At 59.1% G+C, this 25,695-nt stretch carries 30 protein-coding genes; 13 read left to right on the top strand and 17 right to left on the bottom strand.

The annotated features are described in order from the left end of the window. Positions 1–92: 92 nt before the first annotated feature. Positions 93–2,198 (top strand): TonB-dependent siderophore receptor, encoded by a 2,106-nt coding sequence (locus tag QFW87_RS04485; RefSeq protein ID WP_283189906.1) that lies wholly within the window; start codon positions 93–95, stop codon positions 2,196–2,198. Positions 2,199–2,210: 12 nt separating this feature from the next. Continuing rightward, on the top strand, positions 2,211–2,930 hold the full coding sequence (locus tag QFW87_RS04480; protein WP_283189905.1) for a DUF4198 domain-containing protein: 720 nt from the start codon (positions 2,211–2,213) through the stop codon (positions 2,928–2,930). Between the two features lie 137 nt (positions 2,931–3,067). On the opposite strand, the gene hisC is transcribed toward QFW87_RS04480, so the two are convergent. From hisC to QFW87_RS04430, 10 genes are all read right to left on the bottom strand, one after another. Beyond that, complete coding sequence (hisC, locus tag QFW87_RS04475; protein ID WP_283189904.1) at positions 3,068–4,120, bottom strand: histidinol-phosphate transaminase; 1,053 nt, start codon at positions 4,118–4,120, stop codon at positions 3,068–3,070. A 2-nt stretch (positions 4,121–4,122) separates the two neighbouring features. Further along, a complete protein-coding gene (gene hisD / locus QFW87_RS04470) occupies positions 4,123–5,448 on the bottom strand; it encodes a histidinol dehydrogenase (RefSeq protein ID WP_283189903.1) in 1,326 nt (441 codons plus the stop codon). Between the two features lie 125 nt (positions 5,449–5,573). Further along, positions 5,574–6,209: an ATP phosphoribosyltransferase gene (hisG, locus tag QFW87_RS04465; protein ID WP_007901570.1), complete on the bottom strand. Its 636-nt coding sequence runs from the start codon at positions 6,207–6,209 to the stop codon at positions 5,574–5,576. A gap of 128 nt (positions 6,210–6,337) precedes the next feature. Continuing rightward, complete coding sequence (murA, locus tag QFW87_RS04460) at positions 6,338–7,603, bottom strand: UDP-N-acetylglucosamine 1-carboxyvinyltransferase (RefSeq protein ID WP_046045865.1); 1,266 nt, start codon at positions 7,601–7,603, stop codon at positions 6,338–6,340. Between the two features lie 22 nt (positions 7,604–7,625). Further along, positions 7,626–7,865 carry a BolA family protein gene (locus QFW87_RS04455; protein WP_007912386.1) on the bottom strand — a complete coding sequence of 80 codons (240 nt, stop codon included), beginning with the start codon at positions 7,863–7,865 and terminating at the stop codon, positions 7,626–7,628. A 113-nt stretch (positions 7,866–7,978) separates the two neighbouring features. Beyond that, a complete protein-coding gene (locus tag QFW87_RS04450) occupies positions 7,979–8,284 on the bottom strand; it encodes an STAS domain-containing protein (protein WP_008150739.1) in 306 nt (101 codons plus the stop codon). After that, on the bottom strand, positions 8,281–8,937 hold the full coding sequence (locus tag QFW87_RS04445; protein WP_283189902.1) for an ABC transporter substrate-binding protein: 657 nt from the start codon (positions 8,935–8,937) through the stop codon (positions 8,281–8,283). Before QFW87_RS04445 ends, QFW87_RS04450 begins: the two co-directional genes overlap by 4 nt. Positions 8,938–8,948: 11 nt before the next feature. Next, positions 8,949–9,416 (bottom strand): outer membrane lipid asymmetry maintenance protein MlaD, encoded by a 468-nt coding sequence (gene mlaD, locus QFW87_RS04440; protein ID WP_131061201.1) that lies wholly within the window; start codon positions 9,414–9,416, stop codon positions 8,949–8,951. Next, on the bottom strand, positions 9,416–10,213 hold the full coding sequence (gene mlaE / locus QFW87_RS04435; protein WP_008150745.1) for a lipid asymmetry maintenance ABC transporter permease subunit MlaE: 798 nt from the start codon (positions 10,211–10,213) through the stop codon (positions 9,416–9,418). The genes mlaD and mlaE overlap by 1 nt, the downstream gene beginning before the upstream one ends. Beyond that, positions 10,213–11,022, bottom strand: a complete 810-nt coding sequence (locus tag QFW87_RS04430; protein ID WP_059403257.1) for an ATP-binding cassette domain-containing protein — start codon at positions 11,020–11,022, stop codon at positions 10,213–10,215. The genes mlaE and QFW87_RS04430 overlap by 1 nt, the downstream gene beginning before the upstream one ends. A gap of 276 nt (positions 11,023–11,298) precedes the next feature. Between QFW87_RS04430 and QFW87_RS04425 the strand changes: the two genes are divergently transcribed. The 10 genes from QFW87_RS04425 (at position 11,299) to QFW87_RS04380 (ending at position 18,325) form a co-directional block, all read left to right on the top strand. Further along, a complete protein-coding gene (locus QFW87_RS04425) occupies positions 11,299–12,273 on the top strand; it encodes a KpsF/GutQ family sugar-phosphate isomerase (protein WP_283182964.1) in 975 nt (324 codons plus the stop codon). Continuing rightward, complete coding sequence (locus QFW87_RS04420; RefSeq protein WP_033057989.1) at positions 12,273–12,797, top strand: HAD family hydrolase; 525 nt, start codon at positions 12,273–12,275, stop codon at positions 12,795–12,797. The genes QFW87_RS04425 and QFW87_RS04420 overlap by 1 nt, the downstream gene beginning before the upstream one ends. Positions 12,798–12,804: 7 nt before the next feature. Next, positions 12,805–13,377: an LPS export ABC transporter periplasmic protein LptC gene (gene lptC, locus QFW87_RS04415; RefSeq protein WP_283189901.1), complete on the top strand. Its 573-nt coding sequence runs from the start codon at positions 12,805–12,807 to the stop codon at positions 13,375–13,377. Beyond that, positions 13,364–13,912 carry a lipopolysaccharide transport periplasmic protein LptA gene (gene lptA, locus QFW87_RS04410; RefSeq protein WP_283182962.1) on the top strand — a complete coding sequence of 183 codons (549 nt, stop codon included), beginning with the start codon at positions 13,364–13,366 and terminating at the stop codon, positions 13,910–13,912. The genes lptC and lptA overlap by 14 nt, the downstream gene beginning before the upstream one ends. Continuing rightward, entirely contained in the window at positions 13,912–14,637 is a 726-nt protein-coding gene (gene lptB, locus QFW87_RS04405) for an LPS export ABC transporter ATP-binding protein (RefSeq protein WP_027924532.1), read from the top strand. Before lptA ends, lptB begins: the two co-directional genes overlap by 1 nt. A gap of 184 nt (positions 14,638–14,821) precedes the next feature. Beyond that, complete coding sequence (locus QFW87_RS04400; RefSeq protein WP_282375089.1) at positions 14,822–16,315, top strand: RNA polymerase factor sigma-54; 1,494 nt, start codon at positions 14,822–14,824, stop codon at positions 16,313–16,315. Positions 16,316–16,388: 73 nt separating this feature from the next. Further along, the gene (raiA, locus tag QFW87_RS04395; RefSeq protein WP_007941242.1) at positions 16,389–16,697 is read left to right on the top strand and encodes a ribosome-associated translation inhibitor RaiA; all 309 of its coding nucleotides are present in this window, start codon (positions 16,389–16,391) and stop codon (positions 16,695–16,697) included. A gap of 12 nt (positions 16,698–16,709) precedes the next feature. Continuing rightward, positions 16,710–17,174 (top strand): PTS IIA-like nitrogen regulatory protein PtsN, encoded by a 465-nt coding sequence (gene ptsN / locus QFW87_RS04390; RefSeq protein WP_056742951.1) that lies wholly within the window; start codon positions 16,710–16,712, stop codon positions 17,172–17,174. A 2-nt stretch (positions 17,175–17,176) separates the two neighbouring features. After that, positions 17,177–18,034: an RNase adapter RapZ gene (rapZ, locus tag QFW87_RS04385; RefSeq protein WP_149630552.1), complete on the top strand. Its 858-nt coding sequence runs from the start codon at positions 17,177–17,179 to the stop codon at positions 18,032–18,034. 15 nt (positions 18,035–18,049) lie between these two features. Next, a complete protein-coding gene (locus tag QFW87_RS04380) occupies positions 18,050–18,325 on the top strand; it encodes an HPr family phosphocarrier protein (RefSeq protein ID WP_033058002.1) in 276 nt (91 codons plus the stop codon). Positions 18,326–18,332: 7 nt separating this feature from the next. Here QFW87_RS04380 and QFW87_RS04375 read toward each other — a convergent pair whose 3' ends face one another. From QFW87_RS04375 to pmbA, 6 genes are all read right to left on the bottom strand, one after another. After that, positions 18,333–19,226, bottom strand: a complete 894-nt coding sequence (locus tag QFW87_RS04375; protein ID WP_283189900.1) for a ZIP family metal transporter — start codon at positions 19,224–19,226, stop codon at positions 18,333–18,335. A gap of 30 nt (positions 19,227–19,256) precedes the next feature. Beyond that, positions 19,257–19,868 (bottom strand): superoxide dismutase, encoded by a 612-nt coding sequence (locus QFW87_RS04370; RefSeq protein WP_283189899.1) that lies wholly within the window; start codon positions 19,866–19,868, stop codon positions 19,257–19,259. Position 19,869: 1 nt separating this feature from the next. Then, positions 19,870–20,298, bottom strand: coding sequence for a hypothetical protein (locus QFW87_RS04365; protein WP_283182960.1), 429 nt, complete (start codon positions 20,296–20,298; stop codon positions 19,870–19,872). A gap of 27 nt (positions 20,299–20,325) precedes the next feature. Beyond that, the gene (locus QFW87_RS04360) at positions 20,326–21,702 is read right to left on the bottom strand and encodes a class II fumarate hydratase (RefSeq protein ID WP_283189898.1); all 1,377 of its coding nucleotides are present in this window, start codon (positions 21,700–21,702) and stop codon (positions 20,326–20,328) included. Further along, positions 21,683–22,090 (bottom strand): FagA protein, encoded by a 408-nt coding sequence (locus QFW87_RS04355; RefSeq protein WP_283182958.1) that lies wholly within the window; start codon positions 22,088–22,090, stop codon positions 21,683–21,685. Before QFW87_RS04355 ends, QFW87_RS04360 begins: the two co-directional genes overlap by 20 nt. A 134-nt stretch (positions 22,091–22,224) precedes the next feature. Further along, entirely contained in the window at positions 22,225–23,571 is a 1,347-nt protein-coding gene (pmbA, locus tag QFW87_RS04350; RefSeq protein ID WP_283189897.1) for a metalloprotease PmbA, read from the bottom strand. A 108-nt stretch (positions 23,572–23,679) separates the two neighbouring features. Here pmbA and yjgA point away from each other — a divergent pair, with 108 nt between their 5' ends. Beyond that, positions 23,680–24,204, top strand: a complete 525-nt coding sequence (gene yjgA / locus QFW87_RS04345; protein WP_033058015.1) for a ribosome biogenesis factor YjgA — start codon at positions 23,680–23,682, stop codon at positions 24,202–24,204. A gap of 48 nt (positions 24,205–24,252) precedes the next feature. Here the strand turns inward: yjgA and tldD are convergent, their stop codons facing one another. Further along, a complete protein-coding gene (gene tldD, locus QFW87_RS04340) occupies positions 24,253–25,695 on the bottom strand; it encodes a metalloprotease TldD (protein ID WP_008148876.1) in 1,443 nt (480 codons plus the stop codon).

Below are 25,695 nucleotides of genomic sequence, written 5' to 3'. Positions count from 1 at the left end.
TCGACCGCTCCAAAACTCCGAAGCTTCTTAACAGCAGACATTCTCATTAGGCATGTTATATTGTTTCAATATCACTATTGGAACAACATAACATGTCGTCTCGAACAATGGCTTCCGTCGCTGGCCTGGCCCTCGGTTTGCTGGGGGATCCGGTCTTTGCCGAAGAATCGCAAACCGTTGAACTGGACGCCATCAGCGTCACCTCCGACTACGAATCCCCCACCGGCCCGGTCAAGGGTTACCGCGCCACGCGCTCTTCCAGCGCAACCAAAACCGACACGGCCATTCGCGATATACCGCAATCGATCAGTGTGATTCCCGTCAGTGTGCTCAAGGATCTGGGCAGCACCAGCGTCGAACGCGCGCTGGATTTTGCCGGTGGCGTGTCGAAGCAGAACAACTTCGGCGGCCTGACGCTTTACGAATACAGCGTGCGCGGCTTCACCACTTCGGAGTTCTACAAGGACGGTTTCAGCGCCAACCGCGGCTATCCAAGCACCCCGGATGTGGCCAACATCGAACGCATCGAAGTGCTCAAAGGCCCGGCCGCCAGTCTCTATGGTCGTGGCGATCCGGGCGGTACGGTGAACATCGTCACCAAGAAGCCCCAACCCGAAGCCTTCACCACACTACAAACCAGCGCCGGCAGCTGGGATCGTTATCGCACCGCCGTGGACGTCAACACGCCGCTGGATGATGACGGCAACGTTCTGTCCCGGGTGAACCTGACCGTCGAGGACAACCACAGCTTCCGCGATCACGTCGACAGTCAGCGCGTGTTCGTTGCGCCTTCCTTCAGCTGGCAACTGAACCCGGACACCAGCCTGTTGGTGGAGAGCGAGTTCGTCCGCCACAGCTCGACATTCGATCGCGGTATCGTCGCGCCGAACAATAAATGGAGCGGCGTCTCCCGTTCGACCTTCCTTGGCGAACCCAACGACGGCAACATCGACAACCACAACAATCTGCTGCAAGCCGCCCTCGAACATCAGCTCAACGACCGCTGGAAACTTCGCCTGGCCAGCCATTACAAGGAAGGCAAACTCTGGGGCTTCGCCTCCGAAAATCGTCCCTTGAACGCCGACGGCCACACCGTGAACCGTCGCTACCGCGAGCGCGATACCAACTGGCATGACAGCATCACCCAACTCGAACTGCGCGGTTTGTTCGACATCGGCAGCTGGCAACACGAACTGCTGATCGGCAGCGAATACGAGAATTTCCGCAAGAACGAACGAGTCACGACCATTGCTGGCGGCCCGTATGCCATCGATATCTATCGGCCGATCTACGGCCAGCCGAAACCCAATGGCGCACGCTCCGGGACCGACCTCTTCGAGCATGTCGAAAGCCAGGCACTGAACCTTCAGGACCAGATCGTTTTCACCGACAAACTGCGCGGCATGATCGGTGCGCGCGTCGAACATTTCGAACAAAGCATCGACGATCACAGCCGCAACGCGACCAGCCGCCAGCGCCACGATGCCCTGACCCAGCGGGCCGGCCTGCTCTACCAACTGACGCCCGAAGTAGGGTTGTTCGCCAACGCCTCTACTTCATTCAAACCGAACAACGGCCTGGACGCCACCGGCAAATCCTTCGACCCGGAAGAAGGCGTCGGTTATGAAGTCGGGATCAAGAGCGAGCTGTTCGACGACCGCTTGAGCACCACCCTCGCCGCCTTCCATATCGAAAAGGAAAACGTCCTGGCGCTCGATCCGAGCACCGATTCCAGCCGCGCCATGGGCAAGGCCCGCAGCCAGGGTGTCGACCTGCAAGTCACCGGGCAAGTGACCGACGCCGTGCGAGTGATCGGCGCCTTCGCTTACATCGACGCCGAAGTCACCCAAGGCGACAAGGTGATTCCCACCGGCAGCCGAATTCTCGGTGTGGCCAAACGCAGCGGCAGTTTGTTGGGCGTTTATGAATTTCAGGATGGCCATTTGCGCGGTTCGGACCTTGGTGCAGCGCTCACCTATGTCGGCGATCGCTCAGGTGAAGCCGGCAGCGATTTCGAACTGCCGGCCTTCCACACCGTCGACCTGCTGGCCCATTACAAGGCCAGCGAAAACGTCACCGTGGGCCTGAACCTGAACAACCTTTTCGACGAGAAATACTTCGAGCGCTCCTACAGCAACTACTGGGTCAACCCCGGCGAGCCGCGCAATTTCACCGTCAGCCTGACACTCAATCTGTAAAAGGACGTCACCATGCAACATCTCAAATCCCTGGCGCTACTCGGCCTGCTGTGCGCCGGCCAAGTCTCGGCCCACGGTCTCTGGACCGAACAACGTCGCGGCAACATCGAAGTCATCTACGGCCACGGCGCCGAAGACAACGCCTTCAAAGCGCAGAAAATCAGTGGCGCCTGGGCCTATGACGCAGCCGGAAAAATGATCCCGGTTAATGTTCAACGCCAGGCCGATCATGCCCGTCTGCAACCGCTGAAACCGCCGGCGGTGATGGCGGTGGCGCTGAACAACGGCATGTGGTCGCAAACGGCGGATAAAAAATGGATCAACGAAGGACGCAGCAAAGTGTCGGGGGCCATTGAGTCGACCCAGACCTTCAAGTACAGCCTGGCGATATACCAGCCGGGGGCGAAACTGCCGAAGCTCGATCAGATGAAATTGCTGATTCTGCCGGAGGTTGATCCGCTGACCGTCGGGCCGGGTAAATCGTTGCCGGTTCGAGTGCTATTGGACGGTAAGCCGGCGGCGGGTGTGAAGTTGGTGGGCGACTATCGCAGCGCGCCGAATACCTTGAGCACCGAGACCGACGCAGAAGGTCGGGCGCAAGTATTGGTGCGTAATGAAGGATTGAATGTGATTGCGGCGCAGATGGATATTCCGCTGAAGGACAACCCGGATGTGGCGACACGCGGGCTGTTCACGTCGCTGACCTTCCTTGGCGAACCGCATCACGAGTAACCAGTCACCACACAAAACCTGTGGGAGCGAGCCGGCTCCGGGCGGCGTTCCGACGATGGGGTCATAACATTCAGCATTGATGTTGAATGCCGAACCGCTATCGCGAGCAGGCTCGCTCCCACAGGATCGAGGATGGATCAGAGGTCGCCGAGGCCGTCGATCAGTGCCTGATTCTGCTCCGGCGCGCCGATGGAAATACGCAGGAACTGGGCAATCCGCTCTTGCTTGAAGTGCCGAACGATCACGCCCTGCTCGCGCAACTTCGCCGCCAGCCCCGCCGCATCGTATTTCGGATGACGTGCAAAAATGAAGTTCGCCGCCGACGGCAACACCTCAAACCCCTTCGCCTTCAGCTGCGCGACCACCTTCTCGCGACTCTCGATGACCAACCGGCAGGTCTTGTCGAAATACTCGCGATCCTCGAACGCCGCCGCAGCCCCCACAATCGCCAGGCGATCCAGCGGATAGGAGTTGAAGCTGTTCTTGATCCGCTCCAGCGCCTCGATCAAATCCGGATGCCCCACCGCCAAACCAACCCGCAGGCCAGCCAGTGAACGGGACTTGGACAAGGTCTGAGTCACCAGCAGGTTCGGATAACGATCCACCAGGCTGATCGCCGTCTCACCGCCAAAATCGATGTAAGCCTCATCCACCACGACCACTGAATCCGGGCTGGCCTTGAGGATTCGCTCCACGGCATCCAGCGCCAACAGGCAGCCAGTCGGTGCGTTCGGATTCGGGAAGATGATCCCGCCGTTCGGCTTGGCGTAGTCCGCCGGGTTGATCTGGAACTGCTCGTCCAGCGGCACCGCGTCGAAGGCGATGCCGTACAACCCGCAGTAAACCGGATAGAAGCTGTAGCTGATGTCCGGGAACAGGACCGGATTATCATGTTGCAGCAAACCGTGAAAGATGTGCGCCAGGACTTCATCGGAACCGTTGCCGAGAAACACCTGATTGCTCTGCACGCCGTAGTACTTGGCGACTGCTTGCTTGAGCACATCACTGTTCGGGTCCGGGTACAGACGCAAATTGTCATTCAGTTCGGTCTGCATCGCCGCCAAGGCTTTTGGCGAGGGACCGTACGGGTTTTCGTTGGTGTTGAGTTTCACCAGTTTCGCCAGTTTCGGCTGCTCGCCCGGCACGTAGGGCACCAGATTCTTGACGAAGGGACTCCAGAATTTACTCATGCTCAGTTGCCCTTCTTGTCGTCAACGATGCGGAATTCGGCGCTGCGGGCGTGGGCGGTCAGCGACTCGCCACGGGCCAGCACGGAAGCGGTTTTGCCCAGTTCCGACGCACCCTGCTCGGAGCAGAAGATGATCGACGAGCGCTTCTGGAAGTCGTACACGCCCAGCGGCGAAGAGAAGCGCGCGGTGCCGGAGGTCGGCAACACGTGGTTCGGACCGGCGCAGTAGTCGCCCAAGGCTTCGCAGGTGTGACGGCCCATGAAGATCGCGCCAGCGTGGCGAATCTTCGGCAGCCAGGCCTGCGGATCAGCAACGGACAACTCAAGGTGTTCCGGCGCGATGCGGTTGGCCACTTCGATGGCTTGGTCCATGTCGCGGACCTTGATCAGCGCACCACGGCCATTGATCGACTTTTCGATGATTTCGGCGCGTTCCATGGTCGGCAGCAGTTTGGCGATGCTGGCGGCGACCTTGTCGAGGAACTCGGCGTCCGGGCTGACCAGAATCGCCTGGGCGTCTTCGTCGTGCTCAGCCTGGGAGAACAGGTCCATGGCGATCCAGTCCGGATCAGTCTGGCCGTCGCAGACCACGAGGATTTCGGATGGGCCGGCGATCATGTCGATGCCGACCTGGCCGAACACGTGGCGCTTGGCGGTGGCGACGTAGATGTTGCCCGGACCGACCACCTTGTCGACCTTCGGCACACTTTCGGTGCCGTAAGCCAGCGCGGCGACCGCTTGAGCGCCGCCGATGGTGAACACGCGGTCGACGCCGGCGATGCACGCTGCGGCCAGCACCAGCTCGTTGATTTCGCCACGAGGTGTCGGCACCACCATGACCACTTCGGTCACGCCGGCCACCTTGGCCGGAATCGCGTTCATCAGCACCGAGGACGGGTACGACGCCTTGCCGCCCGGTACGTACAGGCCGGCGCGATCCAGCGGCGTAACTTTCTGGCCCAGCACGGTGCCGTCGGCTTCGGTGTAGCTCCAGGAATCCTGCTTCTGTTTCTCGTGGTAGCTGCGGACTCGGGACGCGGCTTTTTCCAGCGCTTCACGCTGAGGCACGGTGATTCGGGTCAGGGCCAGTTCCAGGCGCTCACGAGGCAGGATCAGGTCCGCCATGGACGCGACCTGCAGGCCGTCGAACTTCTGGGTGAATTCCACCAACGCCGCATCGCCACGCTCGCGCACGGCCTTGATGATGTCCAGCACCCGCTGATTGACCGAGTCGTCAGACACACTTTCCCAGCTCAGCAGATGATCCAGATGATGTGCGAAATCAGGGTCAGCAGCGTTGAGTCGGCGAATTGCAGTCGGTGCGGTCATAGCGAGAGCCTCATAGGATTGGCAAAAACTCAGGCGCCCGAAGCTAACATTCGATCCGCTTGGGCACCTGAGAATTCTGGCTATGAGGCGGATAGACGGGCGCGACTCAAGGTCGCGCAGGTGAATCAGCCGCGGTGTCGAGACTCCACTGCCTTGCGCAGGGTGTCGATCAACGCCTGAATACGGGCGTGCTGCATTTTCATTGAAGCTTTGTTGACGATCAGCCGTGAGCTGATGTCGGCAATGAAATCCTGGGGTTCCAGGCCATTGGCGCGCAGGGTGTTGCCGGTGTCGACCACGTCGATGATCTTGTCTGCCAGACCTATCAGCGGCGCCAGTTCCATCGAGCCATAGAGCTTGATGATGTCGACCTGACGGCCCTGTTCGGCGTAGTAGCGCTTGGCAACGTTGACGAATTTGGTCGCGACACGCAGGCGGCCCTTGGGCTCGACATCACCGACACGGCCGGCGGTCATCAGCTTGCAGAGGGCAATTCGCAGGTCCAATGGCTCGTACAAACCCTGGCCGCCGTATTCCATCAGCACATCTTTACCGGCGACGCCCAGGTCAGCGGCACCATGCTCGACGTAAGTCGGCACATCGGTGGCGCGCACGATCAGCAGACGTACATCGGCCTGAGTCGTGGGGATGATCAGCTTGCGGCTCTTGTCCGGATTCTCGGTCGGCACGATGCCCGCTTCAGCCAGAAGCGGCAGGGTGTCGTCAAGGATGCGGCCCTTGGACAGTGCGATGGTCAACATGGGAAACGTCAGTCCTTATCAAGGTACTCATGCCCGGTCGCAGATGGCGCCGGACACACATCGAGCCGGTAACCGGCTCGACTTGAAACGAATTCAACGGGCACGTCCCTGTGCCCATGCAACAGAAACTAGCCCGGTACGCGGCGGATCTTGGCGCCGAGCATCTGCAGTTTCTCTTCGATGCACTCGTAACCACGGTCGATGTGGTAGATGCGGTCGATCAGGGTGTCACCTTCAGCGATCAACGCCGAGATCACCAGACTGGCCGAAGCACGCAGGTCGGTGGCCATGACTGGCGCGCCCTTGAGCTTTTCGGTACCGGTGACGATGGCAGTGTTGCCTTCGACCTGGATCTTGGCGCCCATGCGGTGCAGTTCGTAAACGTGCATGAAGCGGTTTTCGAAGATCGTCTCGATCACGGCACCGGTGCCTTCAGCAATGGCGTTGAGGGAGATGAACTGCGCTTGCATGTCTGTCGGGAATGCCGGGTACGGAGCGGTGCGCACGTTAACGGCTTTTGGCCGCTTGCCGTGCATGTTCAGCTCGATCCAGTCTTCGCCGCAGGTGATTTCGGCACCCGATTCTTTGAGTTTCTCAAGAACGGCTTCGAGGATGGTCGGATCGGTGTCCTTGACCTTCACACGACCGCCGGTCACAGCAGCTGCGACCAGGTAAGTGCCGGTCTCGATTCGGTCAGGCATCACTTTGTAAGTGGTCGGGTGCAGACGCTCGACGCCATCAATGGTGATGGTGTCAGTGCCGGCGCCAGTGATCTTGGCGCCCATGGCGATCAGGAAGTTCGCCAGGTCGATGACTTCAGGCTCGCGAGCGGCGTTTGCCAGAACGCTGCGGCCCTTGGCCAGAGCGGCCGCCATCATGATGTTTTCGGTACCGGTCACACTGACGGTGTCGAAGAAGAAGTGCGCACCGCGCAGGCCACCCTCAGGCGCCTTGGCCTTGATGTAGCCGCCTTCGACGTCAATGACCGCGCCCATGGCTTCAAGTCCACGAATGTGCAGGTCAACCGGACGCGAACCAATGGCGCAACCGCCAGGCAGTGCGACTTCGGCTTCACCGAAACGGGCAACCATCGGGCCCAGCACCAGGATCGACGCACGCATGGTTTTCACCAGTTCGTACGGAGCGATCAGGGTCTTTATGGTGCGCGGGTCGATTTCGACGCTGAGTTTCTCGTCGATCACCGGCTCGATGCCCATACGACCGAACAGCTCGATCATGGTGGTGATGTCGTGCAGGTGCGGCAGGTTGGCAACAGTCACCGGGCCATCGCACAGCAAGGTTGCAGCCAGGATCGGCAGGGCAGAGTTCTTTGCCCCGGAGATGCGGATTTCGCCATCAAGACGAACGCCACCGGTAATTATCAATTTATCCATAAGAATCTCGACGCCCTTGGGCTCAGGTGCGCTCGGCCCAGGCCGCGCTGCTGAAAAATTTCATAGTGACCGCATGGATGCTGCCATCGGTGATCCATGGGTTCAAATGGGCATAGATCTGCTGCTGACGCTTCACCGGGCTCAACGCCGCCAGTTCATCGCTAATCACGTTCAGCTGAAAGTTGCAGCCTTCGCCCTCGACTTCTACTAGGGTTCCTGGCAGCTTTCCTTCAAGGAAGCTCTTCACTTCTACGGCCTGCATGCTCAACCTCAATCGGCGCCCTGTGCGCGCGGGTCGGACATCATACAAAAAAGCCCCGCGCCTGCGAACCCCGCGAAGCAGGACTCTGACGGGGGGCTTCTTAATAGATGCGGTTAGGGGTGCGCCAACAGCTCGGTCAATTCGCTGACCTGAGCGATTTCGCGCATGTCTTCTGGCATCCCGCGGATGCTCAGCGCCTTGCCGGCCGCCTCTGCATCACGCATGAAGCACAGCAGCAGCGACAAGCCGACACTGCTGGACTTCAACACTGCCGAGCAATCGACCACCAGAGCCGCGGCCTTGCTGGATTTAATCAGCGCCTGCCCCTGCTTGCGCAAACCGGGGCCAGTGCGGTAATCCAGCATGCCGCTAAGCGTCAGCTCGCCGGATTCGCTCATGCGAATGGCCGACACACTCATTGAGCTTGCGTCTCGGTTGTTTGCTTCTGACTGGCTTCCTTGGCTTTGGCGACTTCCCCGGCCCAACCATTGATGGTCTTGTCCAGGTCGTTGCCATTGCGCTGCATCGCATCAGCGAACTGATCACGGAACAGCTTGCCGATGTTAATGCCGTTAATGATCACGTTGCGCAGTTTCCACTCGCCATTGATCTTTTCGAGTGTGTAAGACACAGGATAAATCGAGCCGTTGCTGCCTTTGACCGTCATGGCGACGCTTGTACGATCTCCCGACTCATCCTTGGCAGGGTCGACGACGATCCCCTGATTGTTGTATTCGAGCAAAGCGTTGCCATAGAACTGGAACAGACCCTTTTTGAAGTTTTCTTCAAAGGTCTTCATTTGCGCAGGCGTGGCTTTGCGCGAGTATTTGACCGTCATGATGCTCTTGGAAATGCCCTCGGCATCCACAACAGGTCCGACGATGCTGTCCAGCGCGGCATAAAAGTCTTTCGGATCCTGCTTGTACTTCTCTTTATTGGTCGCCAGATCGGCAAGTAACCGATTGGTGGTGTCCTGTACCAGTTCGTGCGCGGAAGGCGCCGCCACAGCGTTAGCCATCAAAGGCAGGGCCGAGAGTAATACCAACAGGCCACGTCGCAAGGTAGAGATCATTCAAAAGCTCCTCATTTGGCGTCTTTACTAACGGTATTGAGCAGAAATTTACCGATCAGGTCTTCGAGTACCAGCGACGACTGCGTGTCGTGGATGGTTGAACCATCCTTGAGCAAGGTTTCTTCCCCGCCCACGCTGATGCCGATGTACTTCTCGCCCAACAGGCCAGCGGTCAGGATAGATGCAGTGGAGTCAGTCGGCAGGTTATCTACGCGTTTTTCCAGCTGCATGGTCACTCGACCAGTGAAACTGTCGCGGTCCAGATCGATCGCCGTGACCTTGCCAATGGTCACACCGGCCATGGTCACTTTAGCTCTGACAGTCAAACCGGCGATATTGTCGAAATACGCATAAGTTTTATAAGTATCGGTGGTTGCGCTCGGGGACAGGCCACTCACCCGCAACGCCAGCAACAGCAAAGCCAGGATGCCAGCCAGCAAGAAAAGGCCGACACCGATTTCCAGGGTGCGGTTTTGCATCAGAAATCTCCAAACATCAAGGCGGTCAGAATAAAGTCCAGGCCGAGTACAGCCAAAGAGGCATACACCACGGTCTTGGTAGTGGCACGACTGATCCCCTCGGAAGTGGGCTCGCAGTCATAGCCTTGAAATACGGCGATCCAGGTCACGACAAAGGCGAAAACGATGCTTTTGATGATGCCGTTGAGCACATCGTCAGCAAAGGTCACGCTGTTCTGCATGTTGGACCAGTAGGAACCTTCATAGACACCCAGCCAGTCGACGGCCACCCACGAACCACCCCAGATTCCCACCACGCTGAAGATCATCGCCAGCACCGGCAGGGAAATGAAGCCGGCCCACAGGCGCGGGGCAATGATGTACTTGAGCGGGTCGACACCAATCATTTCCAGACTGGACAACTGCTCGGTGGATTTCATGTTGCCGATTTCGGCAGTCAATGCCGAACCGGCGCGCCCGGCGAACAGCAATGCCGTGACCACGGGGCCCAGTTCGCGCAACAGCGTCAGCGCAACCATCTGGCCGACCGCCTGCTCCGAACCGTAGCTGGATAGAATATTAAAGCCTTGCAGCGCCAGCACCATGCCGATGAATACCCCGGAGACCACGATGATCACCAGGGACATCACGCCCACTGAATGCAGTTGCTTGATCAGCAGGCCAAAACCGCCACCAATGCCACCACGGCCGAGCAAGGCATGAAACAGGAATATCGCCGAACGGCCAAACACCCCCAGCACGTCAATGCCAGAGTGGCCGAACCGGCGAACCCGCTCTATTAGTGAAATCTTGCGCATCAACGCTTCCCCAGAAGATCTGCGCGGTAATCCGTCGCTGGAAAGTGATAGGCGACCGGACCGTCCGGCTCGCCTGTCATGAATTGACGGATGCGTGGCTCCTGCGAGTTCATCAGTTCCTCGGGAGTGCCCTGCCCCAACACCTGACCTTCGCCGACGACATAGATGTAATCGGCGATGCTCGCGGTCTCAGCCAGGTCGTGGGAGACCACGATACTGGTGATGCCCAGCGCATCGTTGAGCAGGCGGATCAGGCGCACCAGCACGCCCATGGCGATGGGATCCTGGCCGACAAAGGGCTCGTCGTACATGAGGATTTGCGGGTCGAGGGCAATCGCCCGGGCCAGAGCGACACGACGCTTCATGCCGCCGGACAACTCGTCAGGCATCAGGTCGATGGCGCCACGCAAGCCGACGGCCTGCAATTTGAGCAGGACAATGTCCCGGATCATTTCTTCCGGCAGTTCGGTATGAACGCGTAGCGGAAAGGCGACGTTCTCGAACACATCGAGATCGGTGAACAGTGCACCACTCTGAAACAGTACGCCCATGTGCTTTCGCGCATCGAACAGATCACTGCGTGACAGTTTCGGCAGGTTCTGTCCATTGACCCAGACTTCGCCTTTGGTAGGCCGCAACTGTGCGCCCATCAGCCGCAACAGCGTAGTCTTGCCACACCCGGAAGGCCCCATGATGCCGGTGACCTTGCCGCGCGGGATACGTATATCGACGTTATTGAAAATGCTGCGCGCACCGCGCTTGAAGGTCAGTCCCTTCAGCTCGACCGCGTAGGCTTTATCGGCACTCATCTAAACTCCTTGCGATGCAGCCTCTCACTCGGACGCCTGACTTTCTGACGAAAGCACATACCTCCCGGGCAGGCCGAACTGGCGGCGAACTATATCACTGCAAAGGCCAAGCGCCCAAGGCCCAAGCCGGGCCATGTTCAGTAACATGACGGGGTAAAAGCTTCTATTTAGGGGTATTCGGTAACAGGGAATGACAAAGCGCGACGAACTTGCGTGAGGGTTTCGATCATTACCGTTATAATCGCCGCCTTTTCATCAGGCTATACGATTTCTGACATGAGCCAATCCAGCGACCTGATTCAATCAGCACAACGCACCATCCGCCTCGAACTGGAAGCCGTACAAGGCTTGTTGCCCCGTATCGACGCAGATTTCGTACGCGCTTGCGAGATGATTCTGGCCAGCAAAGGGCGCGTGGTCGTAGTCGGCATGGGCAAATCGGGGCACGTCGGCAACAAGATCGCCGCCACCCTGGCCAGCACCGGCACCACGGCCTTTTTCGTGCACCCGGCCGAAGCCAGCCACGGCGATATGGGCATGATCACCCGCGACGACATCATCCTGGCGCTGTCAAATTCCGGCTCCACCAATGAAATCGTCACCCTGCTGCCGCTGATCAAGCGCCTGGGCATTCAATTGATCAGCATGACCGGCAACCCTGATTCACCGCTGGCGAAGGCTGCTGAGGTCAACCTCAACGTTCACGTCGAGCACGAAGCCTGCCCACTCAACCTGGCACCGACCTCGTCGACCACTGCCGCGCTGGTCATGGGCGACGCCCTGGCCGTTGCGCTACTGGAAGCCCGCGGTTTTACCGCTGAAGATTTCGCCTTTTCCCACCCCGGTGGCGCGCTTGGCCGACGCCTGCTGCTGAAAGTGGAAAACGTCATGCACGCCGGCGCAGAACTGCCCCAGGTGCAACGTGGCACGCTACTCAAGGACGCCTTGATGGAAATGACCCGCAAGGGCCTGGGCATGACCGCGATTGTGGAGCCCGATGGCAAACTCGCCGGGATCTTCACCGACGGCGATTTGCGTCGCACTCTGGACCGCACCATCGATATCCATCACGCGACCATCGACGAGGTCATGACCGTTCACGGCAAGACCGCCCGTCCCGAGATGCTCGCGGCCGAGGCTCTGAAAATCATGGAAGACCATCGAATCAACGCGCTGGTGGTGGTGGACAAGGAGGACCGTCCGATCGGCGCCTTCAACCTGTCCGATCTGCTGCGCGCAGGAGTAATGTGATGAGCACCGACCTGCTGCAACGCGGCAAGAACATCAAACTGGCGGTTTTTGACGTCGATGGCGTACTGACCGACGGACGCCTGTACTTCCTCGAAGACGGCAGCGAATTCAAGACGTTCAACACCCTCGACGGCCAAGGCATCAAGATGTTGATGGCAGCCGGCGTGCAGACCGCTATCATCAGCGGCCGCAAGACCCCGGTGGTCGAACGACGAGCGAAGAACCTCGGCATTCCACACGTGTACCAGGGGCGCGAAGACAAACTGGTGGTACTCGACGAGCTTCTTGCCCAACTCAACCTAAGCTATGAGCAAGTCGCCTATCTCGGCGACGACCTGCCGGACCTGCCGGTGATTCGCCGCGTCGGCCTTGGCATGGCGGTGGCAAACGCTGCCAGTTTCGTCCGTGAACACGCCCACGGCATCACCCAGGCCCGCGGTGGCGAGGGTGCCGCTCGCGAATTCTGCGAATTGATCCTGCGCGCGCAGGGCCGCCTTGATGCGGCAAACGCCGCGTACCTGTGAGCCAACTATGCTGAGCAAAAAGATTCGCAAATTCCTGGTGTTTGGCTGCATCGCAGCGATATTCGCGGCGGTCGGCTACTGGAACATCAGCCCGGAACGCTTCCTCGACCAGCCGGTGGCAAAGATCGATGAAACCGCGATCGACTATTACGCGATCAACGCCCACAGCGTGCAGTACCTGCCTGACGGCAAACTGCAATACGAAATGACGTCCGACAAGGTTGAACACCTGAAAGCCACCGAAGTGACGCTGTTGACCAATCCCGACCTGAACATGTTCCGCGGCACCGAGTTTCCGTGGCATATCCAGAGCGAGCACGGCGAAGTGAATCCCGACGGCACTCAGGTCGAACTGATTGACTCGGTGCGCATCACGCGCCTCGACGAGAAAAACCGCAAGACCCTGATTACCACCACCCGCATGACAGTGTTCCCGCAGCAGCAATATGCGCAGACCGAGCAACCCGTTAGAATCGACGGCGCTGGTGGTGTGTCGACTGGCAAGGGAATGAAAGCGTATTTGAAAGAAAGCAGGATACACCTGCTATCGAACGTAAGAGGACAGTATGAGGCTCGTTAAAACCCTCCCTATTTTGCTCGGTCTGAGCGCAGCACTGGGAAGCGTGAGCGCCTGGGCTCTGCCGAACGATCAAGAGCAGCCTATCCGCATCCAGGCCGACGATGCCCAACTGGACGACAAGAATGGTATTGCCACCTATAAAGGTGACGTGATCATTACCCAGGGCTCGATGATTGTTAAAGGCAATACTGTAACCATCACCCGCACCCCGGCCGGCGACATCGACGTGGTGACTTCGGTGGGCAATCTGGCCTACTTCGAGCAGATGCAGACGGCTGGCGACACCAAGCCGGTTCAGGGCTACGGAGTGACCATCCAGTACCACGCCTCGCAAAACCGCGTCGTATTGATCGATCGTGCCAAAGTCATCGACAAGGACAACAACGTCACCCAAGGCGAGAAAATCGTCTACGACACGGTTAAAAAGCTTGCGAGCGCCGGTCGCGCGACGGGCAACAAGGTCACCGAGTCGCGTCCGCGCATCGACATGGTGATCCAGCCGAAGAAGAAAACCGACGAGCAAAAGGCCCAGTAATGGCAACTCTGAAAGCTCAGCATCTGGCCAAGAGCTACAAGAGCCGCCAGGTCGTGCGTGACGTCAGCCTGTCGATCGACAGCGGTCAGATCGTCGGCCTGCTGGGTCCCAACGGCGCCGGCAAGACCACCTGCTTTTACATGATTGTCGGCCTGGTACAGGCTGATCAGGGCCGCGTACTGATTGACGACCTGGATGTCAGCCACCAGCCCATGCACGGTCGTGCGAAGGCCGGTATCGGCTATCTTCCGCAAGAAGCCTCGATCTTCCGCAAACTCTCGGTAGCCGACAACATCATGGCGATCCTCGAGACCCGCAAGGAACTCGACAAGGCCGGTCGTCGCAAAGAGCTGGAAAGCCTGCTGCAGGAATTCCATATCAGCCACATCCGCGACAACCTCGGGATGAGTCTGTCCGGTGGTGAACGCCGCCGCGTGGAAATCGCCCGGGCACTCGCTACCAACCCGAAATTCATCCTGCTCGACGAACCATTCGCCGGCGTGGACCCGATTTCGGTGGGCGATATCAAACAGATCATCTATCACCTCAAGGCCAAGGGCATTGGCGTGCTGATCACTGACCACAACGTCCGTGAAACCCTGGATATCTGCGAAACCGCCTACATCGTCAACGATGGCCAACTGATCGCCGAAGGTGACTCTGCCACCATCCTGGCCAACGACCTGGTCAAGGAAGTGTATCTGGGCCATGAGTTCCGCCTGTAAGCACTGAGGTGTCTGGCTGGTTGCTCGGGCGCTTGTCTCGATAAAAAATCAACATTTTTTTATTGTTACAGCGCTCTAGGCAAACGCTGCAGTTTCGGGCATATAATTTGCTTATGTTTGGCGCTCCGGCGCCCTGTAGTGGATGGCGCATGTGCGCCGGCGAATAAGGTGTTAAGCCCCTGCCATGAAACCATCGCTAGTCTTGAGAATGGGCCAGCAGCTGACGATGACACCGCAGCTGCAACAGGCCATCCGCCTGCTCCAATTGTCGACCCTGGACCTGCAACAGGAAATCCAGGAGGCCCTGGAGTCCAATCCGATGCTCGAACGCCAGGAAGAAGGCGACGACTTCGATAACGCCGACCCCTTGGCCGACAAAGCCGAACAGCCACCCAACGCCGATGTTTCGGAACCCTCCTACCAGGAAACCGCTCCGACGGTGGACAACCTCGAGGAAGGCGACTGGAACGAGCGGATTCCCAACGAACTGCCCGTCGACACCGCGTGGGAAGACGTCTACCAGACCAGCGCCAGCAGCCTGCCGAGTAACGATGACGACGAGTGGGATTTCACCACCCGTACATCGGCCGGCGAAAGCCTGCAAAGCCACTTGCTGTGGCAACTGAACCTGGCACCGATGTCCGACACTGATCGCCTGATTGCCGTGACCCTGATCGACTGCATCAACAATCAGGGCTACCTGGACGAAACTCTCGAGGAGATTCTCGAAGCCTTCGATCCGGAACTGGACATCGAACTGGACGAAATCGAAGCCGTTCTGCACCGCATCCAGCAATTCGAACCCGCTGGCATCGGCGCCCGTAATCTGGGCGAATGCCTGCTGCTGCAATTGCGTCAGTTGTCCGCCAAGACGCCTTGGCTGGTCGAGGCCAAACGCCTGGTCACCGATTACATCGACCTGCTCGGCAGCCGCGACTACAGCCAGCTGATGCGTCGCATGAAGCTCAAGGAAGATGAACTGCGCCAAGTGATTGAATTGGTCCAGAGCCTCAACCCGCGCCCAGGCTCGCAAATCGAGTCCAGCGAAGCCGAATACGTCGTTCCCGACGTGATCGTACGCAAGGACAACGAGCGCTGGCTGGTGGAACTGAACCAGGAATCCGTGCCGCGCCTGCGGGTCAATGCTCAATACGCCGGTTTCGTGCGCCGCGCCGACACCAGCGCCGACAACACCTTCATGCGCAATCAGTTGCAAGAGGCCCGCTGGTTCATCAAGAGCCTGCAAAGCCGCAACGAAACCCTGATGAAAGTAGCCACTCAGATCGTCGAGCATCAGCGCGGTTTTCTTGAATACGGCGACGAAGCCATGAAACCGCTGGTCCTGCATGACATCGCCGAAGCGGTGGGCATGCACGAGTCGACGATTTCTCGGGTGACCACGCAAAAGTTCATGCATACCCCACGGGGCATATATGAACTGAAATACTTTTTCTCGAGCCACGTCAGCACCTCAGAGGGCGGTGAATGCTCGTCCACGGCGATCCGCGCGATCATCAAAAAACTGGTTGCCGCGGAAAATCAGAAAAAGCCGTTGAGTGACAGCAAGATCGCTGGTTTACTGGAGGCACAAGGCATTCAGGTGGCTCGCCGCACCGTCGCCAAGTACCGCGAATCCCTCGGGATCGCGCCTTCGAGCGAACGCAAGCGGTTGATGTAGAGCCACGCCACAGCGTTCCAGTGGCAGGCATTTCTGCCTGCCGCTTTATGCACTGGCAACGAAGGAGAGCTGTATGCAAGTCAACATCAGTGGACACCAACTGGAAGTGACCGAACCTCTTCGCACCTACATCGGCGAAAAACTCGAACGATTAGAGAGGCATTTCGACAAGATCACCAACGTGCAAGTCACGATGACGGTCGAAAAGCTCAAGCAGAAAATCGAAGCCACGCTGCATATTCCCGGCAATGAAGTGGTCGCAAACGCGGAGCATACCGATATGTACGCGGCGATCGACGCACTGACCGACAAGCTGGATAAACAACTCAAAAAGCATAAGGAAAAGACCCAAAGCCTCCTCCAGGGCGCGACCGGTCGTTAACACTCCCAACCCATGATCCGACTTGAAAGCATCCTGACCCCCGGCCGTTCCCTCGTGAACGTGCCGGGCGGCAGTAAAAAGAAAGCCCTCGAGCAAATTGCCAACCTTATCCACAAAGAAGTGCCGGATCTGGAGATGCAAGATGTCTTCGAGGCTCTGATTGCCCGTGAAAAACTTGGCTCAACCGGTTTTGGCAACGGCATCGCCATTCCCCACTGCCGCCTGAAGGGCTGCACCTCGCCCATCAGTGCCCTGATGCACCTTGATGCACCCATCGATTTCGACGCCATCGACGGCGCCCCGGTTGACCTGCTGTTCGTTCTGCTGGTCCCGGAAGCCGCTACCGATGCGCACCTGGAGTTACTGCGCCAGATCGCCAGCATGCTCGACCGCAAGGAAGTGCGCGAAAAACTGCGCAGCGCCCCGAGCAATGAAGCCTTGTATCAGGTTGTCCTGGACGAGCAAAACGGTCATTAATCATGCGCTTGATCATCGTCAGTGGCCGCTCCGGCTCAGGTAAAAGTACCGCACTCGATGTTCTCGAGGACAACGGCTACTACTGCATCGACAACCTGCCCGCCGGCCTGCTGCCGGAACTGGCCGAACGCGCGTTGATTCACACCGAGCTGGCGCAACCGCTGGTTGCCGTATCGATCGATGCGCGTAACTTGCCGAGTCACTTGTCGCGGTTTCCCGAACTGCTGGAAGAAGTACGCAGCCGGCATATACAGTGTGATGTGCTTTATCTGGACGCCGACGAAGAAACCTTGCTCAAACGCTTCTCGGAAACCCGCCGTCGTCACCCGCTGAGCAATGCCAATCGCTCGCTGGCCGAGGCCATCAACGATGAGACCGCCCTGCTCGGGCCGATTGCCGACCTCGCCGATCTCAAAGTAAACACCACCAACCTGAACCTGTATCAGCTGCGGGATACCATCAAGCTGCGCCTGCTGAACCAGCCGGAACCCGGTACGGCGTTCCTGGTGGAGTCTTTCGGCTTCAAGCGTGGCATGCCGGTGGACGCTGACCTGGTGTTCGACGTGCGCTGCCTGCCGAACCCTTACTGGAAGCCAGAGTTGCGCGATCAATCCGGGCTCGATCAACCGGTTGCCGAGTACCTGGCGGCACAGCCGGACGTCGAAGAGATGTTCCAGGACATCTCCACCTACTTGTTCAAGTGGCTACCACGCTTTGCCGCCAGCAACCGCGCTTATGTCACCATTGCCATTGGCTGCACCGGCGGCCATCACCGCTCAGTCTACCTGACCGAACGTCTAGGCCAGGCCCTGCAAAAAACCCTGAAGAACGTCCAGGTTCGCCACCGCGACCTCAGCTAAAGGATTCACACCGCGATGCCTGCTCTGGAAATTGAAATCATCAACAAGCTGGGCCTGCATGCCCGCGCTTCTGCAAAATTCGTTGGCGTCGCCGGTGAGTTCAAGGATTGCACGATCAGAGTAGGACGCACGCCGGAATCCACGGTCGACGGAAAAAGCATCATGGCAATGATGATGCTCGCTGCGGGCAAGGGCACCAAAATCCACCTGAGCACCGAAGGTGAACAGGCTGATGAGGCGCTGCAGGCATTGGTGAATTTGATCAATGACTACTTCGGCGAAGGCGAATAACGCTCGCCTAAGCGAGCGCTGTATCCATCACCATCATCAAGCAAAACCCGATCAGCAACCCAAGACTTGCAAGCTTGTCGTGACCATTGCGGCGCGACTCGGGGATGACTTCATGGGTGACCACCAGCAACATTGCCCCGGCCGCCAGTGCCAACCCCAAGGGCAACAACAATTCGGCCAGGCTCACTAGCCAGGCACACAACAACGCGAAGACCGGCTCGACCAACCCTGACGCAGCACCAATCAGGAACGCCTTGACCCGCGACATCCCTGCCCCGGCCAATACCAGCGCGATCACCAGACCTTCCGGCACATCCTGCAAGGCGATGCCCATGGCCAGACTATCGGCGTCAGGCATGCCACCCCCCGCCGACACACCGACCGCCATGCCTTCGGGGATATTGTGGGCAATGATCGCAAACACAAACAACCAGATTCGCGGCGGGATGACCGGTCGCTCCAGCGTGCCTACGAGCATTTCCGGCGACGCACCTGACACCTTGCGATCAACCAGGAACAATCCGAACGCACCCAGCATGATGCCGAAACTGATCAGTCCGCTGGCCGCCCAAGGCGTCAACCCCAGGTTTTCAGCGGCAGAGATCCCCGGAACGATCAACGAAAACGCTGTCGCCGCGAGCATTACCCCGGCCCCGAAGCCGAGCAGCGTATCGCTGACCGTCTGGGGCATCCGTCGAATTACCAGCACGGGCACCGCGCCCAAGGCAGTGCCCAAAGCGCAGATCGCCCCGCCTTGCAGCGCGCGCAGCAGTTTCGGCTCGAGGTCCAGCCACGCTAAGCCTTGGGCAACCAATAACGTCATGCCTGCCAGCAGTAACAGCGATCCGAATGCGTAACGAAACATTCGTCCACTTCCGATCGCCAGTGTTTCAGTGCCCATAGCTAGCCTTGGATTGTTTTTGCAGAAGTCTTAAACCAGTGCAGCCTGATAGCGCGCAGCGACTTCAGGCCAATTGATCACGTTGTAGAACGCGTTGATGTATTCCGGGCGCCGGTTCTGGTATTGCAGGTAATAAGCGTGCTCCCAGACATCCAGGCCGAGGATTGGCGTATTGCCGTTCATCAATGGACTGTCCTGATTGCCGCTGCTTTCAACGACCAGCGTCTTTTGCGGCGTCACACTGAGCCACGCCCAGCCGCTGCCGAAACGAGTCAGCGCGGCTTTGGTGAAGGCTTCCTTGAAACTGCTCAGGCCGCCCAGTTGCTCATTGATCGCCTCAGCCAAGGAGCCTTCAGGATTGCCGCCGCCGTTGGGCGCCATCACTTCCCAGAACAGCGAATGGTTGGCATGCCCACCGCCCTGATTGATCACCGCCGCGCGCAGCTTCTCCGGCAGTTGCCGGACAGCTGACACCAGTTTTTCCACCGGCCACTCGGCAAACTCGGTGCCTGCCACCGCAGCGTTGAGGTTGTTGATGTAGGTCTGGTGATGCTTGGTGTAGTGGATTTCCATGGTCTGCGCATCGATGTGCGGTTCCAGGGCATCGTAGGCGTAAGGCAAGGCAGGCAAGGTAAAAGCCATTTCAATGAACTCCATGATGTAGGGGCGCAGGCGAGGCGGCATCGATGTGCAGCAAACGATGGGTGCGCGGGTATTCGCCGTGTTCGCTGATGAAATTCAGCAGCTCGACGTAGGTCTTGCTGCTCTGGCGCAGCGCGGCTTCACGCAAGGCTGGCACCAGTCGTGGGTCCTGCATGGTCTGCAACAACCGCTGATGGATGGCGCACAAGTACTCGGCGCTCTCCTCCGGCTGGTTCAGACGCAAATGCAGGTCCGCCAGGTTGTGGTGGGAAATCACGCAGGCCGCCACCGCTTCGTCGGCATCTGCCCATCGCTCAAACAACACCTGGGCCAGGGCCAATGCCTGCAAGTAGGCCTCGCGGGCATCGACGTATTCGCCCAGCATGAAACAACGATTTGCCCGTTCGATCGTGCGTTTCCAGTGTTCCATGGTGAGCCTCCAAAGCGGTTGCGGTGATTACACGCCGCCTGCGGTGAGTTTCTCCGGGTCCAGCAAGACCTCAAGCTGGCTGCGTGTCAGGTCGGTGTGTTCCAGAGCGACATCGATCACCGGACGGCCCTGTTGATAGGCTTTCTTGGCGATCTCCGCGGCTTTTTGGTAACCAATGATCGGGTTGAGTGCGGTGACCAGGATCGGGTTACGCGACAGCGCTTCCTTGAGCCTGGCTTCGTTGACCTTGAAGCTGGCGATGGCCTTTTCACCCAGCAGATGGCTGGAGTTGGTCAGCAACTCGATGCTGCTCAGCAGGTTCTGGGCGATGATCGGCAGCATCACGTTCAGCTCGAAATTGCCCGACTGACCGGCGATGGTGATAACCGTGTCATTGCCGATGACCTGAGCGGCGACCATGGCGGTCGCTTCCGGGATCACCGGGTTGACCTTGCCAGGCATGATCGAAGAACCCGGCTGCAAGGCTTCGAGCTCGATTTCACCAAGACCGGCCAGCGGGCCGGAGTTCATCCAGCGCAGGTCGTTGGCGATTTTCATCAGCGAAACGGCCGTGGCCTTGAGCTGACCGGAAACACTGACCGCCGTGTCCTGAGAGCCAATCAGCGCAAACAGATCCTCGCCCGGTTTGAATTGCACCTGGGTCAGCTTGCTCAGTTGCTCACTGAAACGCGCCGCGAATTCCGGATGAGCGTTGATTCCGGTACCCACTGCCGTGCCGCCCTGCGCCAGAGATTGCAGGCTCGGCAGCAAATCCTGCAGATGACCGATGTTGGCCTTGAGCTGCTGCGCCCAACCGTTGAGTACCTGGCTCATGCGCACCGGCATCGCGTCCATCAAGTGAGTGCGACCGGTTTTGACGTGGTGATGAACCTCTTCGGCCTTGCGCTCGATCACCTGAACCAGACGCACCAGCGCCGGCAACAATTGGTCGTGCAACGCCAACGCAGCACTGACGTGGATGGTGGTCGGGATGATGTCGTTGCTGCTTTGGCCGCAATTGACGTGATCATTGGGGTTCACCGGTTCGCCGAGCAGACGGCTGGCCAGGGTGGCGATCACTTCGTTGGCGTTCATGTTCGAACTGGTGCCGGAACCGGTCTGGAAGATATCCACCGGAAAATGCTGCATGAAGTCGCTTTGGAGCAGGCCCAGCGCCGCATCGACGATGGCTGTGCCCTGGGATTCGCTGATTTGTTCGAGCTCGACGTTGGCTCGGGCAGCGGCAGCCTTGGCCAGGATCAGCGCGCGGATGAACTGCACGGGCATCGGCTTGCCGCTGATGGGAAAGTTATCCACTGCGCGTTGAGTCTGTGCGCCGTAGAGGGCGTCCACCGGGACTTGAAGCTCACCCATGCTGTCGCGCTCAATACGTGTCTTGGTCATCTGTAAATCCTTGCACCAGTTCTATGAGAGGAATCGAGGGCTGCAACTCGCAGGTCGCCAGTTGCCAGGTGTAGCTCTGCCAGCGCTTGAGGCGGCACTTGCACAGAGAGAGGCGTTCCAGATCGCGCAATGGCCGCCAGGCCTGGTCCAGACAAAAGGTGCGCCAGTGCCAGGGCAGCGCGACATCGGCGGCGGTGTCGAGCAACAGACGGAAAGAAGTTTCGGCAATGGTCCAGGGAGACGTTGCCGTGCAACAGGCGAGATACCGACCTTCGGCCAGGTAATGTTCGATCAGGCGCGGCTCGTCAGGGTCCATCGCGCAACGGATCTGGCGACTCATCCAGCGCCAGCTTTCGAGGTAAGGCTGCTCGTGCAAGGCAGAACTCATGATCCGGGCTCATTCGGTAATGAGATTTATTATTATATGATAATGAGAACCAAAACAACCCCGAGAAAATCACGCACAAAAAAGGCGCGCCACCCAAAGATGGGGGGCGCGCCTTTTTGTGTAACGGTTAAGCGTTAACTGCCAGCTACCGTCATCCGCTCGATCAGCACCGAACCTGTACGAATGTTGCTGCGCAGTTCCAGGTCATTACCGACGGCAACGATCTGTTTGAACATGTCACGCATGTTGCCGGCGATGGTCACTTCCTGAACCGCAAACTGGATTTCGCCATTCTCGACCCAGTAACCCGCCGCGCCACGGGAGTAATCGCCAGTGACCATGTTCAGGCCCTGGCCCATCAATTCAGTCACCAGCAGCCCGCGACCCATGCGGCGCAGCAAGGCCGCCTGGTCTTCGTCACCATGGGTGACGAACAGGTTGTGCACACCGCCGGCATTGGCGGTGCTCGGCATCCCGAGCTTACGGCCCGAGTACGTGCCGAGAATGTATGACACCAACTCGCCTTTTTCGACGAATGGTTTGGCGTAAGTGGCCAAACCATCGCCATCGAACGCCGAACTGCCCATCGCGCGCATCAGGTGCGGACGCTCATCGATGGTCAGCCATTCCGGGAACAGTTTCTGCCCCAGCGTGCCTTCAAGGAACGAGGATTTACGATACAGACTGCCGCCGGAAATCGCCGAGAGGAAACTGCCGAACAATCCACCGGCCAGTTCCGCGGAAAACAGCACCGGCACTTCGCAGGTCGGCACCGGACGCGCGCCCAGACGGCTCGCCGCCCGTTGCGCAGCACGTTGGCCGATGCTCACCGGGTCGGCCAGCAAGTTGCCCTGACGGTTCACGTCGTACCAGTAATCGCGCTGCATCTGGCCGTCGGCCTCGGCGATCATGACGCAGCTCAGGCTGTGACGGGTCGACGCGTAACCGCCGATAAAACCGTGGCTGTTGCCGTAGACACGGCAGCCCTGATGGGTGCTGAGGGTGGTGCCATCGGCGTTCTTGATCCGGCTGTCGGTGGCAAACGCCGCCGCTTCACAGGCCAGGGCCTGCTCGATGGCTTGCTCCGGGGTGATATCCCATTGGTGGAACAGGTCAAAATCCTGCAGATCCTTGGCCATCAGCGCGGCGTCTGCCAGGCCCGAAGCTTCGTCTTCCGACGTGTGCTTGGCGATGGCCAGTGCGGCGGCGACGGTTTCGCGAATCGCCTCCGGACCGCTGGCGGACGTGCTGGCCGAGCCCTTGCGCTGGCCAGCGTACAGGGTGATGCCAAAACCCTGATCGCGGTGGAATTCGACGGTTTCGACTTCACGCTGACGCACCGTGGTGGACAGGCCCTGCTCCAGGGACACCGCCACTTCACAGGCACTGGCACCTTGGCGCTTGGCTTCAGCGATGATCTGCTCGACTTGTTCTTGCAGTGCCGGCAACGCTTGTGGGCCGACGCTTTCAACTGCACTCATGCTGTTCTCCACTCAAATTCTGCTTTCGGCTAGGGCCTTCGAGCGACCGGGCCGGACAAGCGGCCCCCGACTGGTTATCATGGCGGCGTTTCTTTGCGGACGGCCACCATGGTTGATTCTTACGACGACTCCCTCGATACGGGAGAAAAAAGCAAATCCCAGGTTAAACGCGAGCTTCATGCTCTGGTTGACCTTGGCGAGCGCCTTACAACACTCAAGCCTGACTTGCTGGCAAAACTGCCGTTGACCGACGCCATGCGCCGGGCACTGGCTGATGCGCCCAAGCACACCGCGAATATCGCGCGTAAACGGCACCTTATGTTCATCGGCAAACTGATGCGCGATCAGGACACTGACGCCATTCTGACTCTGCTCGATCAACTCGATGCCTCCACTCGGCAGTACAACGAACGTTTCCATGGCCTGGAACGCTGGCGCGATCGCTTGATCGCGGGCGACGATGCAGTCCTGGAGAAGTTCGTGGTCGACTACCCGGAGGCTGATCGTCAGCAATTGCGCTCCCTGATCCGTCAGGCCCAGCACGAACTGGCGACCAACAAGCCACCGGCATCGAGCCGTAAAATCTTCAAGTACATCCGTGAGCTGGACGAGACTCAACGCGGTCTGCGTTAAGTCCCTTCTCGGGTGAGCCGCTACGCGGTTCACCCGAAGCTCCATCCGTCAAGATCCTGTGCCACCCACAGTGATCGCATCGATTTTCAGCGTTGGCTGGCCGACACCCACCGGCACCGACTGCCCATCCTTGCCACACGTTCCCACGCCGCTGTCCAGCGCCAGATCGTTACCGACCATCGACACCTTGCTCATGGCTTCAGGGCCGTTGCCGATCAGTGTCGCGCCTTTGACCGGGGCAGTGATTTTGCCGTCTTCGATCAGGTACGCCTCGCTGGTGGAGAACACGAATTTGCCGCTGGTGATGTCCACCTGACCGCCGCCGAGGTTGGCACAGTAGATGCCGCGTTTCACCGAGGCGATGATTTCTGCTGGGTCGCTTTCGCCCGCCAGCATGTAGGTGTTAGTCATGCGCGGCATCGGCAGGTGCGCGTAGGATTCGCGACGACCGTTACCGGTACGGGCCACACCCATCAGACGGGCGTTGAGCTTGTCCTGCATATAGCCTTTGAGTACGCCGTTTTCGATCAGTGTCGTGCACTCGGTCGGGGTGCCTTCATCATCGACGCTCAGGGAACCGCGACGACCGGCCAGCGTGCCGTCATCGACGATGGTGCAAAGCTTGGACGCAACCATCTCGCCCATGCGCCCGCTGTAGGCGGAACTGCCCTTGCGGTTGAAGTCGCCTTCCAGACCGTGGCCGACCGCTTCGTGCAGCAACACGCCGGACCAACCCGACCCCAGCACCACCGGCAACGTACCGGCCGGCGCAGGGATGGCTTCAAGGTTGACCAGCGCCTGACGCAGCGCTTCACGGGCGTAGCTCATAGCGCGGTCATCGCTGAGGAAATAACGGTAATCGGTACGACCGCCACCGCCATGACCGCCGCGCTCACGGCGACCGTTCTGCTCGACGATCACGCTGACGTTGAAGCGCACCAACGGCCGTACATCGGCGGCCAGGCCGCCGTCGGTGGAAGCCACGAGGATTCGTTCCCAGACGCCAGCCATGCTCACGGTGACTTGCTGGATACGCGGGTCGAGGGCGCGAGTCGCGACGTCGATACGCTTGAGCAGTTCGACCTTCTCGGCACGGGTCATCACTTCGAGTGGGTTGTCCGGCCCGTACAACTGGGCGACATCCTGAGTCGTGAAGGCTTGCACCGTGCCGTTCTGACCGGCGCGGGAGATCGAACGTGCAGCACGGGCCGCAGCGCCGAGGGCTTCGAGGGTAATGGCATTGCTGTAGGCAAAACCGGTTTTCTCACCCGATTGCGCTCGCACGCCGACACCTTGGTCGAGGTTGAAGCTGCCTTCCTTGACGATCCCGTCTTCCAGCGCCCAGGACTCGGAAATCTGCCCCTGGAAATACAGGTCGGCGGCATCGATACCCGGGCCGGCCAGATCGCCGAGCACACCTTGCAGGCTCTCGATTGTTACGCCGCCGGGCGCCAGGAGGTGTTCACTGACTGAGGACAACAACTCGCTCAT

Source organism: Pseudomonas sp. PMCC200344 (genome assembly GCF_030053095.1).
Classification (GTDB): Bacteria; Pseudomonadota; Gammaproteobacteria; order Pseudomonadales; family Pseudomonadaceae; genus Aquipseudomonas; species Aquipseudomonas svalbardensis.
This window is presented reverse-complemented; position numbering and strand designations above follow the sequence as displayed.